Genomic DNA, 14,209 nt, shown 5'->3' on the forward strand with positions numbered 1-14,209 from the left:
AGTAGCCCCTCGGCCCGGGCCAGCGCAAGGCTCTCAGTCGGCGGTCAGGCCGTGGCGGATGGCCAGGGCCGCCATTTCCGCAGGAGTCGAGGTTCCCAGCTTGTGTCCCAGGCTGGCCCGATGCTTTTCCACGGTCCTTTCGCTTAAACCCAGCAGACCGGCGATGTCGCGGGTGCGCCGACCCTCGACGATCAGTTTGAGGACCTGTCTTTCGCGTCGGGTCAGGGGCGGCAGGGCCGCGTCGTCCGGGGGTGGGGTCAAGGCGGGCGGCGGGCGTCCGGCCAGCACCGCCCGCAGGGTGCGCAGCAATTCCTCCGCCGAGACGTCCTTGCGCACCAAGGCGTCGGCCCCGGCCTCGGCGGCGCTGCGCATCAGGGCCGGCGAGGCGGCGCCGGTCAGGATCACCACCCGTGCGCCGGGCACCCTCTTGCGGATTTCCGGAACCGCCTCGGCGCCATTCATGCGCGGCATGGCCAGGTCGATCAGGACAAGGTCCGGGTGGTGGCGCACCACCATGCGGATGCAGTCCAGGCCGTCGGCGGCCTCTCCCACCACTTCGAAATCCGGCTGGCTGCCGAAGACGGCGCGCAGGCCGTCGCGGACCATTTCGTGGTCGTCCACCAGCAGCACCCGCACCGGGCCGGCGGCCTGCGGCCGGCGGCGGTCGCGGCTGAGGCGGCGGGCCTCGTCGGCCAAGGCGTGGTCGAGGCAGGCCAGTTGCGGGGCGGACGCGTTCTTCGAGCCGGCAAGGGCGGATTCGATGGCTTCCGCGGCGCGGGCCACGGCGGGCATGGCGAAGACCATGCCGATTCCCTTCAGCCGATGGGCAAGGTGGCCGGCTTCCTCCAGATTGGCCGCCGTAACCGCCGCCGCCAGCTTGTCCGCGTCCTCGCGGCAGTGGGCGATGATCGTGGCGTCGGCGATGGCGAGGGGGGGATGGCCGGGCATCGGGGCGATGGGGCCCGGCAGGTGGCGGGCCAGCAGTTCGGCCAGGCCGGCCCGGGAAAACGGCTTGGCGAGGTAATCGGCGAAGCCCTCGGCGATGAAGTCGGCCCGCACCTTGCCGGGCATGCCCGCCGTCATGGCCACCACCGGAACCGGCGGCAGCCCGTGCCGGGCTTCGCCCTGGCGGATGGCCGCCAGGGCCTGGGAACCGTCAAGGCCCGGCATGCGCTGATCCAGCAAGATCAGGTCGTAGCGGTTCTGGGCCGCCTGGGTCACCGCCTGCGTGCCGTTGTCGGCCAGGTCGAGAAACAGGCCGGGGGCGGTCATCATGGCCGCCACCATGTCGCGGCCGAACGGATTGTCGTCGGCCACCAGGACGCGCCCGCGGCAGGTCAGGGGCTGGGGGGCGGGCTCGTCCGCCGTGTCGGGCGCCACCACTGCGGGCAGGATCGTGGTGAAACAGAAGCGGGTTCCCTGTTCCAGCGGCTCCAGCCACAGCGAGCCGCCCATCAGCGCGACCAGCCGGCGGCTGATGGCCAGCCCAAGCCCGGCTCCCTCGTGCCGGGCGGAGGCGCTTTCGCCGCGCAGGAACGGCTCGAAGACGGCCTCGCGGCGGTCGGGGGGGATGCCCGCCCCCTGGTCCTCGATGCTGCAGCGGACCACCGCGTCCCGGCATGCGTCCACGCACAGGCGAATCGTGCCGGCCTCGGTGTACTTGATGGCGTTGTGCAGCAGATTGACCAGAATCTGCCGCAGCCTCCGGCTGTCGCCCTGGCGGTAGGGCCATCCTCCGTCCTCGATCTCCACCCGCAGGGACAGCCCCTTGCGATAGGCCTGCTCTCCGAGAAGGTCGACGGTTTCCGTGGCCAGCGCCCCGATGTGGAACGGCTTCGACGCCAGTTGGACCCGTCCCGCCTCGATGCGTGAAAAGTCCAGCATGTCCTCGATCAGCCCCAGGATGTGGTCGCCCGCCGCGCGCAAGGTGTCGAGGCGCCGCCGGTGGGCCTCCTCCAGCGGCGCCTCGGTCAGGAGCTCGGTCATTCCCATCATGGCGTTGAGCGGAGTCCGCACTTCGTGGCTGACCACCGCCAGGAAGGCGGACTTCGCCTCGCTGGCCGATTCGGCCTGGTCGCGCGCCCGTCTGAGCTCCTCCATCAGGTCGGCATTGGCGAGGCCGAGCCGCAGCATCCGGTCCAGGGCCCGATGGCTGGACCGGGTGAAGCCGATGCCGAAGATGACAAGGGCGATCAGGAAGACCAGCAGGAAGCCGCTGCCCGCCCCGGCTCGGGGCGCCACCGCGACCATGGACAGCGCCAGGGAGGGAAGGAAGGTGAAATAGGCGCAAAGCGGAATGGCCATCTTGGCGTGACTGGCCGCGATCGAGAAGACCACCACGAAGACCAGCGGGACCAGGGCGTCGACGCCCAGCCTGGGGTCGAAGAACAGCAGCGCGCCCAGCCCCAGCACCACGCCGTTCGCCGCCGACAGCGCGATGAAGCGCCGCATCCAGTAAGCGGCGCGGTCGGCGCGGCCGGGGTCGGCGGCGTAGCGCCGCTGCTGCCACAGGCTCGTGCCGACGATGATTGCTACAGCCGCCCACCAGCCGAGCAGCGAAATCGTATCGAGATCGCCGTAAAGCGACACCGTCAGGCCGGTGACCAATGCCAGATAGAGCAGCATGGTCATCGGGGGATGATGAGCATGATAGATATCGACCAAACCGGAAGTAATAGAGGGTGTTCCTCCATTTGGTGGTGTTGAGTTGCGCCAATTCTCAAAAGACATGCCAGTATCCCTGAATGTGGAGCCAATCTAGCGCCAAAGGCTCGTTTTGGGTAGTTCCACCCATTTACCGGCGGAAAGCCTGTGGCGATAATCTACCCCAGGGAATTGATACACGATCGCCATGGTGGGGGATATGCACGTATCGTCGCAGGATCTCAACGCCCTCGGCCGGGGTGCCGCAGGGATGGCTTGGTTCATTTCGAACATACGGCTGCGGCTGGTGGGCATCCTGATTTCGGTGCTGATGGCCCTGCTGCTGGCCGCCGGAATCGGCGGCACGGTGGCCAGTTTCGCCAAGGTCGCCGAGATCGGGTCGGTCTGGCGGAACTTCGACACCGGATTGGCCCGGCGGTTGATGCTGCTGTCGGATCTGCGCCAGCATCTGGGCTTCGGCGGCCTCAGCCAGCACTTCCACGATTACCTGCTGACCGATGATCCGCTGCTGCGCCAGGCGGTGACCCGCGATCTGGCCCGGCTGCGCGAGATCGAGCCGGCCTATCTCACCGCCGGCGCCTCCAAGGACGAGCAGGAAGCGCTGAAGACGGTCATGGCCCTGGTGGCGGCCTATGAGCGCGCCATGCCCCAGGTGACCGAGGCCCTTGCCCGCAAGGAGCCTGCGGACAAGGCCCACGGCCGCGCCGCGGTGGACGAGGCCTCCGCCCTGGCCGCCCTCGACCGGCTGGGAGCCCTGCTGCGGCAGGAACACAAGGACAGCGCCGACCGGGTCGAGGACGCCACCTGGACGGTGTCGGCCACCGTCGGCGGCGTGATGCTGTTCAACGGCCTGCTGCTGCTGTTGCTGGCGGTGTTCTTCTACTGGTTCACCCGCTTTCGCATCGTGCGGCCGCTGGATCGGCTGGGCGGGGTCATGGCCCACCTGTCCAAGGGCGACAAGACGGTGGGCGTGCCCCTGGTGGACAAGCAGGACGAGATCGGCGACATGGCCCGCGCCGTCGAGGTGTTCAAGGAAAGCATGATCCGCGCCGACCAGTTGGAGGCGCAGAAGCAGGCGGCCGACCGTCTGCTGCTCGAGCGCGCCCAGATGCGCCAGCGCCTGACCGAGGAATTCGGCGTGGTCGCCACCCGGGTCCTGGCGGTGGTCAACCATTCGGTCGAGGACGTGCGCGAAACCGCCCACACCCTGTCGGCGGTGGCCGAGGAGACCGAGCGCCAGGCCCAGCAGGTGGCGGTGGCCGGCGAGCAGGCCGCCGCCAACGTGGAATCCGTCGCCAGCTCGACCGAGCAGCTGGGCGCCTCGGGCCGCGAGATCAGCCGCAGCGTCGGCGCGTCGACCGCCATCACCCGCGAGGCGGTGGAGGGCATCCAGGGCCTCAACTCCACCATGGGCCAGCTGGCCGAGGCCGCCGAGAAGATCGGCGAGATCGTCACCCTGATCGGCGAGATCGCGGCCCAGACCAACCTGCTGGCGCTCAACGCCTCCATCGAGGCGCAGCGGGCCGGCGAGGCGGGCAAGGGCTTTTCCGTGGTGGCCAACGAGGTCAAGCACCTGGCCAGCCAGACGGCGCGCGCCACCGAGGAGATCGCCGACCAGGTCAGCGGCATCCAGGCCACCAGCCGCAACGCCGCCGCGTCGCTGGCCACCGTCCACGACACCATCGTCAGGGCCGACGAGGTGGTCTCGACCATCGCCTCGGCGGTGGAGGAGCAGAACGCCGCCACCCAATCCATCGTCGGCAACATCAACGAATCGGCCCATGGCAACCGCGCCGTCTCGGCCGGCATCAGCGAGGTGTCGGGGGCGGCGCTCCACACCGGCGAGATGGCGGCCCGCATGGTCGAGGTGACCGACAAGCTGCGCGCCGAATCGGAAACCATGCGCGCCGAGGTCGAAAACTTCCTGGCCGCCGTCAAGGCGACCTGAGGCAGGGATGAAAGACGGGATGTCCAGCAAGAAGACGTTTTACGAGGTGATCAGCGAGCAGGGCATTCCCCGCCGGGAATTCCTGAAATTCTGCGCGGTGACGGCGATGAGCATGGGCCTGGGGCCGGGCGGCCACGATGCCTTGGCCAAGGCGCTGGAGACCAAGCCGCGCCTGCCGGTGCTGTGGATTCACGGGCTGGAATGCACCTGCTGCTCGGAAAGCTTCATCCGCGCCTCGCATCCGCTGGCCAAGGACATCATCCTGTCCATGATCTCGCTGGATTACGACGACACCTTGATGGCGGCGTCGGGCTTCCAGGCGGAAGCCATCCTGGAGGAGATCACCACCAACTATAAGGGCAACTACATCCTGGCGGTGGAGGGCAACGCCCCGCTGCTGGACGACGGCATGGCCTGCATCGTCGGCGGCCGTCCCTTCACCGACCAGCTGCTGGAAACGGCGCGCCACGCCAAGGCGGTGATCGCCTGGGGAACCTGCGCCTCGTTCGGCTGCGTCCAGGCGGCCAAGCCCAACCCCACCAAGGCCACGCCGGTGTCGAAGTTCATCAAGGACAAGCCGGTGATCAACGTTCCCGGCTGTCCCCCCATCGCCGAGGTGATGGCCGGGGTGCTGAGCTATATCGTGACCTTCGACCGCCTGCCCGAACTGGACCGCCAGGGCCGTCCCAAGATGTTCTATGGCCAGCGCATCCACGACAAATGCTATCGCCGCGCCCATTTCGACGCCGGCCAGTTCGTCGAGGCCTGGGACGACGACGGCGCGCGGCAGGGCTGGTGTCTTTACAAGCTGGGCTGTCGCGGCCCGACCACCTACAACGCCTGCACCACCATCGGCTGGAACGACGGCGTGTCGTCGCCCATCAAGTCGGGACACGGCTGCATCGGCTGTTCCGAGGACGGCTTCTGGGATCGCGGACCCTTCTACGAGCGGGTTCCCGACATGGCCCAGTTCGGCATCGAAGCCAATGCCGACAAGCTCGGCCTGGGCGCCATGGCCGGACTGGGCGCCGCCATGGCCGCCCATGCCGGCGTGACCGCCGCCCGCCGGGTGCTGGGCGGCAAGGACAAGGACAAGGAAGCGGAGGGTCAGGATGGCCAAGGTTAAGACGCCCAACGGCTTCGAGCTGGACGATGCCGGGCGCCGGGTGGTGGTCGATCCCGTCACCCGCATCGAAGGCCATCTGCGGGTCGAGGTCAACGTGGACGACCGCAACCGCGTCACCAACGCGGTGTCTTCGGGCACCATGTGGCGCGGCCTGGAGAACATCTTGCAGGGACGCGACCCGCGCGACGCCTGGGCCTTCGTGCAGCGCATCTGCGGCGTCTGCACCGGCGTTCACGCCATGGCCAGCGTGCGGGCGGTGGAGGACGCGCTGGGCATTCCCATCCCGCGCAACGCCAACACCATCCGCAACATCCTGCACCTGACGCTCTACGTCCACGACCATCTGGTCCACTTCTACCATCTGCACGCCCTGGACTGGGTGGACGTGGTCAGCGCCCTGTCGGCCGATCCCAAGGCCACCTCGGCCCTGGCCCAGTCCATTTCCCCCTGGCCCATGGCGTCCGAGGGCTATTTCCGCGATGTCCAGGAGCGGGTGAAGAAATTCGTCTCGTCCGGCCAGCTGGGGCTGTTCAAGAACGGCTATTGGGGACACCCCGCCTACAAACTGCCGGCCGAGGCCAACCTGATGGCGGTGGCCCATTACCTGGAGGCGCTGGACTTCCAGAAGGAGATCGTCAAGATCCAGGCGGTGCTGGGCGGCAAGAATCCCCATCCCATGTGGCTGGTCGGCGGCGTGCCCTCGGCGGTCAACGTCCATTCCGGCGGTGCGGTGGGGGCGCTGAACATCGAACGCCTGGCGCTGATCAAGGACGTGGCGGCCCGCGCCAAGACCTTCATCGATCAGGTCTACATTCCCGATCTGCTGGCCATCGCCTCGTTCTACAAGGAATGGGGGACCATCGGCGCCGGGCTTTCGGGACGCAACCTGCTATCCTACGGCGAGTTCCCGGCCCAGGCCAACGACGATTCCAACGACAGCCTTCTGCTGCCCAGGGGCGCGATCATCGATGGCAAGCTGACCGAGATTCATCCGGTGGACCTGCGCAATCCCGACGAGATCCGCGAGTTCGTCCCCCATTCCTGGTACCGCTATCCCGACGAGGGCAAGGGCCTGCATCCCTGGGACGGAATGACCGAGTACGACTTCAAGCTGGGCCCCAACACCAAGGGCGACAAGAAGCACATCAAGGCGCTCGACGAGGGCGCCAAGTACTCCTACATCAAGGCGCCGCGCTGGAAGGGCCACGCCATGGAGGTGGGGCCGCTGGCCCGCTTCGTCATCGCCTACGCCATGGGCAAGCGCGACATCAAGGAGATGGTGGACGGCACCCTGGCCAAGCTGGGCCTGCCTCTGCCCGCCCTGTTCTCCACCCTGGGCCGCACCGCGGCGCGCGGGCTGGAGTGCCAGTGGGCCGCCGACCGTCTGGTCGAGGCGGTCGACCAGCTGATCGCCAACGTCAAGGCCGGCGACCTGGACACCGCCAACACCGACAAGTGGGGACCGGAAAAGTGGGCCAAGTCGGCCAAGGGCGTCGGCTATGCCGAGGCGCCGCGCGGCGCGCTGGGCCATTGGCTGCGCATCCAGGACGGGCGCATCTCCAATTACCAGTGCGTGGTTCCCACCACCTGGAACGGCAGCCCGCGTGACGCCCAGGGCGCCATCGCGCCCTTCGAGGCGGCGCTGCTGGGCACCCCCATGGCCGACCCCGCCCAGCCCCTGGAAGTGTTGCGCACCATCCACAGCTTCGATCCCTGCCTGGCCTGCGCCACCCACGTGATCGGGCCGGATGGCGGCGAGCGGGCGGTGGTCAGGGTCCTTTAGCAAAGGAGGGCGGCATGGCCCGGTTCGACCACGCCTACCGCGAGATCGCCGACCACGAGAACGTCCGCCAGATCTATGTCTACGAGGCGCCCATGCGCCTGTGGCACTGGCTGAACGCGGCGGTGGTCGTGGCGCTGGCGGTGACCGGCTATCTGATCGGCACGCCGTTGCCGTCCTATACCGGCGATCCCAGCACGGTCTATGTGATGGGCTGGATCCGCTTCATCCATCTGGCGGCCGGCTATCTGTTCGCGGTGCTGTGGGTCATGCGGATCTGGTGGGCGGTGGTGGGCAACGCCTTTGCCCGCCAGCTGTTCATTCCGCCGGTATGGAGCAAGCGCTGGGTGGACGGCTTTCTCTACCAGGCCGCCTGGAACCTGTTCCTGGTCAAGGAGCCCCGGCGCTACAGCGGCCTCAATCCCCTGGCCCACATCGCCATGCTGACCATCTATGTGGCGCCCTCGGCGCTGCTGCTGGTCACCGGCTTCGGCATGCTGGCCGAGGTGGCCGGGCACGACAGCTGGCAGTACCACGCGTTCGGCTGGATGCGCGATTTCGCCGTCAACACCATGGACCTGCACACTATCCACCGGGCCGCCATGTGGCTGGTGGCGCTGTTCGTGATGGTTCACGTCTACACCGCCGTGCGCGAAGACATCGTGTCGCGCCAAAGCATGGTGAGCACCATGCTGTCCGGCTATCGCCTGTTCAAGGACCGGGGACGTTCCGATGAATGACGGCCCCGAGGTTCTGGTGCTGGGCATCGGGAACCTGCTGTGGGCGGACGAGGGGTTCGGGCCGCGCGCCCTGGCCGCCTTGCAGGACCGTCACGCCTTTCCGGCGGGTGTGGAACTGGTGGATGGCGGCACCCAGGGCCTTTATCTGATGCCCATGGTGCGGGCCGCCCGGCGGTTGCTGGTCCTCGACGCCGTGGATTTCGGCCGCCCCCCCGGTGAACTGGTGATCCTGAGGGACGACGAGATCCCCAGGCTGATGGGGGCCAAGCGGCTGTCGCTGCACCAGACCACCTTCATGGACGTGCTGGCGGCGGTGGAGCTGCTGGGCGGCGGGCCCGAGGCCATGGTCGTGGTGGGCGTCCAGGCCGGGCAGCTCGACGATTTCGGCGCGGGCCTGACCCCGGAGGTGGAGGGCCGTCTGGACGAGGCGCTGGCGGCGGCGGTCGGGCAGTTGAGCGAATGGGGCTTCCCGCCCGCTTGAGCCCGTGGGCGCGGCCGGGGCTAGCGCCCGTAGACGTGGCGGATGCGTTCCTTGAAATTCTGCACCACCTTGTGCTCCATGGCCGGCAGGGCCATGGCCGCCATGGATTGCAGCATGGGCGAGCGCAATTCCATCTTGTAGCGCGCCTCGACCCGGCAGCCTTCGCCCAGGGGCTCGAATTCCCATATCAGGCGGAAGCGGCGGAACGGGCCGTCCTGGGAGGTGATGGTCAGCCTTTCGGGAGGCTCCTCCACCGCATGGGAGGTGAAGCGCGCCTGCATGGGCCCCAGGCCGAACAGGTTGTCCACGTCCATGCGGTCGCCGTCGCGGGTGCGGATGCGCGCCTTCTGGCACCAGGGCAGAAAACGGGGATAGGATTCGATGTCCACGGCCAGGGCGTAAAGCTCTTCCGGCGTGTGGCGGGGCACGTCGACGCGCCAGCCGCCGCTTAAGGGGTGCATGGCGGGCTCAGCGGGTCAGGTTGCGGATGTTGCGCACGAAGATATTGAGCAGGCCGCGGATGAAGGGATCGGCCTTGGCCAGCTTCTCGCGGAAGGTATCGCGCGAGATGATGATGCACGACACGTCGGACAAGGCCTTGGCAGTGGCCATGCGCGGCTGGTCGTCGACCAGGGCCATCTCGCCGAACAGTTCGCCCTTGCCGATGGTGGCCAGCGTCATGCCGTGCTTGATGATCTCCACCTGTCCGTCCTGAATCAGGTAGGCGCGATCGCCGCTGTCGCCTTCATTGAAGATCTTCGCTCCGGCATAAAAGACTTTGCGCTCGAGAATCCTATCGTTACGCATGCCCGCCACCCCAATATCTTCCCATACGACTTTATTCGTGTTCGGCCTCCGAGTCACTCCCGAAGGCGTATATCAGGTAATCACCCCCCGGGCGCGGCACAACCACCGCCTTGCCCATCGACAGGAGGGCGGGGTCGGGCATAGACTTGCCCGATGATTGCGAGGGCGACGCACCCATGAACACCGACGACCGTGCCAGGGGGCTTGCCCGTCTCAGGGCGCTGATGGCCATGACCACCGCCAACGGCTGCACCGAGGAGGAAGAGCTGTCGGCGGCGCGCATGGTCGCCAAGATGGTCGAGCAACTGGACGGAAATCCGGCCGCCCAGCCGGCCACCGACCCGTCCTGGGCGGCGCGCGAACGCGACAATCCGCAGTATCAGCTGCTGCTGGAGAAGAACACCCTGGAAGGCATGCTGAAGGCGACGCTGCAGGAACTGGCGCTCGCCCATATCAACACCGTGTCGCCGGCCAGGCGCAATCTGCGCGGCCAGCCGGTGGAGTGGGTGCGCACCACCGAACTGATGCTGCCCTATTTCAACATGATGCTGGGCAGCGCCGGCGCGTCCCGCCTGGCGCGCGGCATCGTCGAGGGCATCGTCGAGGAATTGATTCTCGACGGCCTGCTGCCCGACGCCCTGGCCATGCCCCGGGATTAATCCGGCGCCGACCCCAAAAGCAAAAAGCCCCGGACCGTAATCCGGGGCTTTTCGTTTGTCCGAAGGCCGGCTTTTAGCGCACGAAGACCTGCACCTCGCCGCCCGACACCGCCGGGCTGGTGGTGGACGAGGTCCGCACCCGGCTGGCCGGCAGGTTCATGTTGGTCAGCGAACGCAGCACCGAATCGGCGTTGCGCTTGGCGTTGGTGGCGGCCAGGGCCTGGGTGCCGGGCGTGTTGCCCACCGGCGACACGGCGACCACGTCGAAGGTGGCGCTGGGGCGGCGGTCGAGCGCGCTCTTGATGGCGGCGTAAAGGGCCGGCTCGTAGTTCACGTTGGGCTTGTCGAAGCGGATGGTCACCAGCGGAGCCTCGCCGGCCGCCATGGCGCGGGCCGGGGCGGCGGTCTCGTAGCTGGCGTTGACCCGGGACGTCAGGCCGCCGGCGAACAGGGCGCCGTTCTTGATGCCGAGAGCCAGGGTGTTGAGGTTCTGCTTCTCGGAGGCGACGTACTGCTGCTGGCGGATGGAATCGCTGGTCAGTTCGGACAGCAGGCGCTCGACCATCACCACGGTGCGGTTGGTCTCGTCCTCGAGAATGCGCAGCTGGCGGTGATCCTCGTCCACGGCGCCGGACAGCGAGCGGGCCGAGCGCACCGAATCCAGCAGGAAGCCGGCCATGGTCGACGACGCGGTCACGTCGTTGGTCAGGCGGTTCATCTTCAGCACGTCGTCGGTGATGCGGTCCAACTCGCCCTGGGCGGCGTTCCACTGCTGGGTCAGCACCGGGTTGCCCGGGGTGGTGCCCACCTGCAGGCGGGCGTTAATGGCGGCGACGGTGCCGTGATAGCGCTGGGAATCCTGGACGGTCTCGTTGCGGATCTGCTGCAGCGCCTGGTTCTGCCGGGCCAGGGTGGCCTGCAGCGCCTGCAGGTCGGCGCGCAGCGCCATGACCTTGCCGCCGACGAAGGTGCCGGTGGGCGAGCCAGCGGTGACGCCGACGGGCTCGTAATTGCCGGTTCCCATGGCGGGGGGCGCTTCGGCCATCGCTTCGGCGGTCACGGCCTGGCTGGGGGCGACGGTTCCCGAGGACGGGAACAGCACGTCCTCGGCAAACGAGCATCCACTCGCCAGGAGGACCGCGCACAGGGCGGCGGCATGGGTCTTTTTCACGGCCATGGGGATTGCTGATCCTTTGCGTCGCCAGTTCGGACAAGTACCGGCGGGAGCGGACCTTTCATATCCACGAATGAATATCCAGATTGCCCCCGCAAACTTTGGGGCGGATTTTACGCAAATGACCAACCGGCCACAAGTACGCATTTCGATAAGTGGTGCATTCCTGTGGCCCGAGTCCACTGGGTTTTGCGGTTTTTCGTCCGGTTGAAATTGGCGCTTGCGGGGGGGCGGGTGTTTGTGTATGGTCCGCGTCCTCGCCGGGGGACATCCCCTGGAAAGAGTGCGCCCGTAGCTCAATTGGATAGAGCACCAGACTACGAATCTGGGGGTTGGAGGTTCGATTCCTTCCGGGCGCGCCACTTTCCCTTAAGTCTTACAAGCCGTTAGCCAATAAAACCCCGCACCCCTGGTGGCGGGGTTTTGGCTTGATGGGGCTTAGGCTGCCGCATGTAGCCACTGCCAGCCCCGCACGGGATTCCATCGACTTTCCGGGCTTGCCCATCCTCGGCGAGCCTGCGGTGGGATGCGACGGGGCCGCGCCTCAAAAAGGCCGTGGCGCCGAATTCATTATATTCATTGGGGAAAGTGGTGCCGGCGAAGAGACTCGAACTCCCGACCCGCGCATTACGAATGGATAGCTAAAAAATAGCGCATTGAAATTAAACATTGAAATGCGCCATTGCCTAACTGTGAAAAGAATGTGAAATGATTTGTGGAAAACATTAGGATAAGAATATAACAAAATGTAGCGCATAATGGCGCTGTAAGCGCCAGCATATAGTGTCATCGGGTGCATTCCGCGCAGTAAAAATGCGCGGGTCGGTCAGCAATAAGTTCCCGGTTTGTTCTTGTCCGATTTTGCTCGTTATCGTATGCTATAATGGGAAGTCTGACCACCGAACGCGGCGGTCGGCTGTCGTGTAACACGACGGCGATGCGGACAACTTGTCGGGAAACCCGACAACATGAGCGCGTCGCCTCAGGCATATAAGCATCGCAGTATATTTATCAGCTGTTTACAGTCGATTTGAGACGCGAGCAGCGCAACGTGTCATAAGTATGCCCTGCAACGCCGATGTGGTCGTGGAGCAAGCAACTTGTTGAGCGATATAGGTCAAGAGCATGCACGCCTTTATGAAATGATTGGGTCACTGTCCGCTGTTATCGCGGCCAGTCCGAATGAACGCGTCATAAATGATGGCATTTCAATAATTTCAGAGCGACTTAAGCTTCATTTTGATATTGAAGAGCGTGCGCTTGAGTTTTTAGATGCAGAACTGAATGTTCTTATGCATTCAGATCATCAATTAATTCTTTCCAAAATAGAGACTGCGAGGGCCTGCGTATCAGGAGATAGGCAGAAGCTTATAGCCGCACTTGATGAGGTTAAATCATCACTTAAGAAGCACGATAGAGAGCTTGATTGGCCAATATTTCACTATGTGAATAACAATGAGTGCTCTGACTGTAGGCACGAGGACCGCAATTAGTCATAGCGCTATTAATTTCATGGCACAAAATAACCAATCGCTTGCAATTAGCCAGTTCCATCTCGGTCGTTGCCACAGCGGCGTATTTGGCCGAGATGGACGCAAGCCGTTGCGACAGTCGCATCAGCACCAACAATGATGGTGGCCGCTTCCGCGCCTTGGCACAGGACATATAGCTGCGCGATTGGCCGAGCCAAAACCGCGAAAACTCATATTGGCTCTCGACCATCCACATATCGCGCAATTCCCCATAGACCTTCTCCAACAGCATGGCCGTTCCTCCTCCAGCGTTTCGTCCAGCTATTTAGCCGTCCGCGCTAGAGCAATTCGCGATCACACTGGTTCATATCCGGCAGCCTTGAAGAAATTTCGGCACTCTTGAGGTTCGTAGAGATCGCAGATTCGGCCGATGGCGTCCCATAGGTCCTGAATGGTCCTGGCAGCCGTTTTTCTGAGGTGTGCCTTGAGCTTCGAGAAGGCCATTTCGATGGGATTGAGGTCGGGGGAATACGGCGGCAAGAACAGCATGAAGGCACCACGATCTTGGATGATCCGTTCTGCCCGAGGACTTTTGTGAGCTGAGAGATTGTCGAGGATCACGACGTCGCCCGGCTCCAGGGTTGGGGCCAGTTGGGTCTCGATATAGGCCTCGAACATCTTCCGGTTCATCGGGCAATTGATGACAAAGGGCGCCACCAAGCCATCATGACGCAGCCCGGCGATGAATGTTTCCGTCTTCCAATGTCCGAAGGGCACAGCGGCTTTCAACCGCGCCCCTTTGGGTGAGCGGCCCCGCAGACGGGTCATTTTGGTATTGGTTCCGGTCTCGTCGAGGAACACCAGGCGATGGGCCTGACGCCGCATCAGCGGTTGGCGGCCTTTAATCCACTCCTCGCGCAGCAACCGGACGTCCGGCCTCATCTGCTCGGACGCGACCAAAGTTTTTTTTATAGGTCAGCCCCTGTGCCCGGAGAAACCGGGCAAGGTTGGAAAGATGGATTTGAACGCCCCGCTCGGCCAGTTCTTTGGTTAAATCGGCCAGCGAGATATCCGGAACCTGCTTAACACGCAGCAGCACATAGGCCCGATGGTCGCCCAATTTACTGCGCCGATCACCGCCTTGCCGCTTTGGCGCCACCGTCCCACTCGACAGATATTGCGCCACATAGCGTACCGCCGAGCTCACCGAGATATTGAAGACACTGGCCGCCTGTCGGCGCGAATGGCCAGCCAGAACATATCGCGCAACACGGTCGCGCAGATCTACGGATAAAGGTCGAGTCATCGTGGGCCACCTCCACAGGAAGTGAATCACGATTAGCCGCGCCTGTGAATCT

At 65.1% G+C, this 14,209-nt stretch carries 12 protein-coding genes and 1 tRNA gene; 7 read left to right on the plus strand and 6 right to left on the minus strand.

Features of this window, described 5'->3' with window-relative positions; all coding sequences use genetic code 11:
* Positions 1-33: 33 nt before the first annotated feature.
* Positions 34-2,631, minus strand: coding sequence for a response regulator (locus XM1_RS03025; protein ID WP_172821879.1), 2,598 nt, complete (start codon positions 2,629-2,631; stop codon positions 34-36).
* A gap of 283 nt (positions 2,632-2,914) precedes the next feature.
* On the opposite strand from XM1_RS03025, the gene XM1_RS03030 reads away from it, so the two are divergent.
* Genes XM1_RS03030 through XM1_RS03050 form a run of 5 tightly spaced genes read left to right on the plus strand, consistent with a single transcriptional unit; the run spans position 2,915 to position 8,739 of the window.
* Positions 2,915-4,612 carry a methyl-accepting chemotaxis protein gene (locus XM1_RS03030; protein WP_068429497.1) on the plus strand — a complete coding sequence of 566 codons (1,698 nt, stop codon included), beginning with the start codon at positions 2,915-2,917 and terminating at the stop codon, positions 4,610-4,612.
* A gap of 19 nt (positions 4,613-4,631) precedes the next feature.
* The gene (locus XM1_RS03035) at positions 4,632-5,738 is read left to right on the plus strand and encodes a hydrogenase small subunit (RefSeq protein WP_068429500.1); all 1,107 of its coding nucleotides are present in this window, start codon (positions 4,632-4,634) and stop codon (positions 5,736-5,738) included.
* Positions 5,725-7,521 (plus strand): nickel-dependent hydrogenase large subunit, encoded by a 1,797-nt coding sequence (locus XM1_RS03040; RefSeq protein WP_068429503.1) that lies wholly within the window; start codon positions 5,725-5,727, stop codon positions 7,519-7,521. The genes XM1_RS03035 and XM1_RS03040 overlap by 14 nt, the downstream gene beginning before the upstream one ends.
* Positions 7,522-7,535: 14 nt before the next feature.
* The gene (gene cybH / locus XM1_RS03045) at positions 7,536-8,258 is read left to right on the plus strand and encodes a Ni/Fe-hydrogenase, b-type cytochrome subunit (RefSeq protein ID WP_068429509.1); all 723 of its coding nucleotides are present in this window, start codon (positions 7,536-7,538) and stop codon (positions 8,256-8,258) included.
* On the plus strand, positions 8,251-8,739 hold the full coding sequence (locus XM1_RS03050) for a HyaD/HybD family hydrogenase maturation endopeptidase (RefSeq protein WP_068429512.1): 489 nt from the start codon (positions 8,251-8,253) through the stop codon (positions 8,737-8,739). Before cybH ends, XM1_RS03050 begins: the two co-directional genes overlap by 8 nt.
* A gap of 20 nt (positions 8,740-8,759) precedes the next feature.
* Here XM1_RS03050 and XM1_RS03055 read toward each other — a convergent pair whose 3' ends face one another.
* Complete coding sequence (locus XM1_RS03055; RefSeq protein ID WP_068429515.1) at positions 8,760-9,200, minus strand: type II toxin-antitoxin system RatA family toxin; 441 nt, start codon at positions 9,198-9,200, stop codon at positions 8,760-8,762.
* A gap of 7 nt (positions 9,201-9,207) precedes the next feature.
* Entirely contained in the window at positions 9,208-9,546 is a 339-nt protein-coding gene (locus tag XM1_RS03060; protein ID WP_008618450.1) for a cyclic nucleotide-binding domain-containing protein, read from the minus strand.
* Positions 9,547-9,722: 176 nt separating this feature from the next.
* Here XM1_RS03060 and XM1_RS03065 point away from each other — a divergent pair, with 176 nt between their 5' ends.
* Entirely contained in the window at positions 9,723-10,205 is a 483-nt protein-coding gene (locus XM1_RS03065) for a hypothetical protein (RefSeq protein ID WP_068429519.1), read from the plus strand.
* 73 nt (positions 10,206-10,278) lie between these two features.
* On the opposite strand, the gene XM1_RS03070 is transcribed toward XM1_RS03065, so the two are convergent.
* A complete protein-coding gene (locus XM1_RS03070) occupies positions 10,279-11,382 on the minus strand; it encodes a hypothetical protein (RefSeq protein WP_068429523.1) in 1,104 nt (367 codons plus the stop codon).
* A 282-nt stretch (positions 11,383-11,664) separates the two neighbouring features.
* Here XM1_RS03070 and XM1_RS03075 point away from each other — a divergent pair.
* Positions 11,665-11,741: transfer RNA gene (locus tag XM1_RS03075), tRNA-Arg, on the plus strand.
* A 1,039-nt stretch (positions 11,742-12,780) separates the two neighbouring features.
* Here the strand turns inward: XM1_RS03075 and XM1_RS24810 are convergent.
* The gene (locus XM1_RS24810; RefSeq protein WP_231920677.1) at positions 12,781-13,143 is read right to left on the minus strand and encodes a DUF6626 family protein; all 363 of its coding nucleotides are present in this window, start codon (positions 13,141-13,143) and stop codon (positions 12,781-12,783) included.
* 62 nt (positions 13,144-13,205) lie between these two features.
* Positions 13,206-14,157 (minus strand): IS630 family transposase gene (locus XM1_RS23090; RefSeq protein ID WP_156428594.1). Its coding sequence is split into 2 segments (ribosomal slippage): positions 13,206-13,821 and positions 13,820-14,157, totalling 954 coding nucleotides; the frame shifts between segments, so codons are not numbered across the junction.
* Between the last annotated feature and the right edge of the window lie 52 nt (positions 14,158-14,209).

It is taken from the genome of Magnetospirillum sp. XM-1 (genome assembly GCF_001511835.1).
Lineage (GTDB): Bacteria > Pseudomonadota > Alphaproteobacteria > Rhodospirillales > Magnetospirillaceae > Phaeospirillum.

What these genes read in the sequence shown, in the direction of transcription:
- XM1_RS03025 (WP_172821879.1), bottom strand. Translation starts at nt 2,631, where the DNA reads ATGACCATGCTGCTCTATCTGGCATTGGTCACCGGCCTGACGGTGTCG.
- XM1_RS03030 (WP_068429497.1), top strand. Translation starts at nt 2,915, where the DNA reads ATGGCTTGGTTCATTTCGAACATACGGCTGCGGCTGGTGGGCATCCTG.
- XM1_RS03035 (WP_068429500.1), top strand. Translation starts at nt 4,632, where the DNA reads ATGTCCAGCAAGAAGACGTTTTACGAGGTGATCAGCGAGCAGGGCATT.
- XM1_RS03040 (WP_068429503.1), top strand. Translation starts at nt 5,725, where the DNA reads ATGGCCAAGGTTAAGACGCCCAACGGCTTCGAGCTGGACGATGCCGGG.
- cybH (WP_068429509.1), top strand. Translation starts at nt 7,536, where the DNA reads ATGGCCCGGTTCGACCACGCCTACCGCGAGATCGCCGACCACGAGAAC.
- XM1_RS03050 (WP_068429512.1), top strand. Translation starts at nt 8,251, where the DNA reads ATGAATGACGGCCCCGAGGTTCTGGTGCTGGGCATCGGGAACCTGCTG.
- XM1_RS03055 (WP_068429515.1), bottom strand. Translation starts at nt 9,200, where the DNA reads ATGCACCCCTTAAGCGGCGGCTGGCGCGTCGACGTGCCCCGCCACACG.
- XM1_RS03060 (WP_008618450.1), bottom strand. Translation starts at nt 9,546, where the DNA reads ATGCGTAACGATAGGATTCTCGAGCGCAAAGTCTTTTATGCCGGAGCG.
- XM1_RS03065 (WP_068429519.1), top strand. Translation starts at nt 9,723, where the DNA reads ATGAACACCGACGACCGTGCCAGGGGGCTTGCCCGTCTCAGGGCGCTG.
- XM1_RS03070 (WP_068429523.1), bottom strand. Translation starts at nt 11,382, where the DNA reads ATGGCCGTGAAAAAGACCCATGCCGCCGCCCTGTGCGCGGTCCTCCTG.
- XM1_RS24810 (WP_231920677.1), bottom strand. Translation starts at nt 13,143, where the DNA reads ATGCTGTTGGAGAAGGTCTATGGGGAATTGCGCGATATGTGGATGGTC.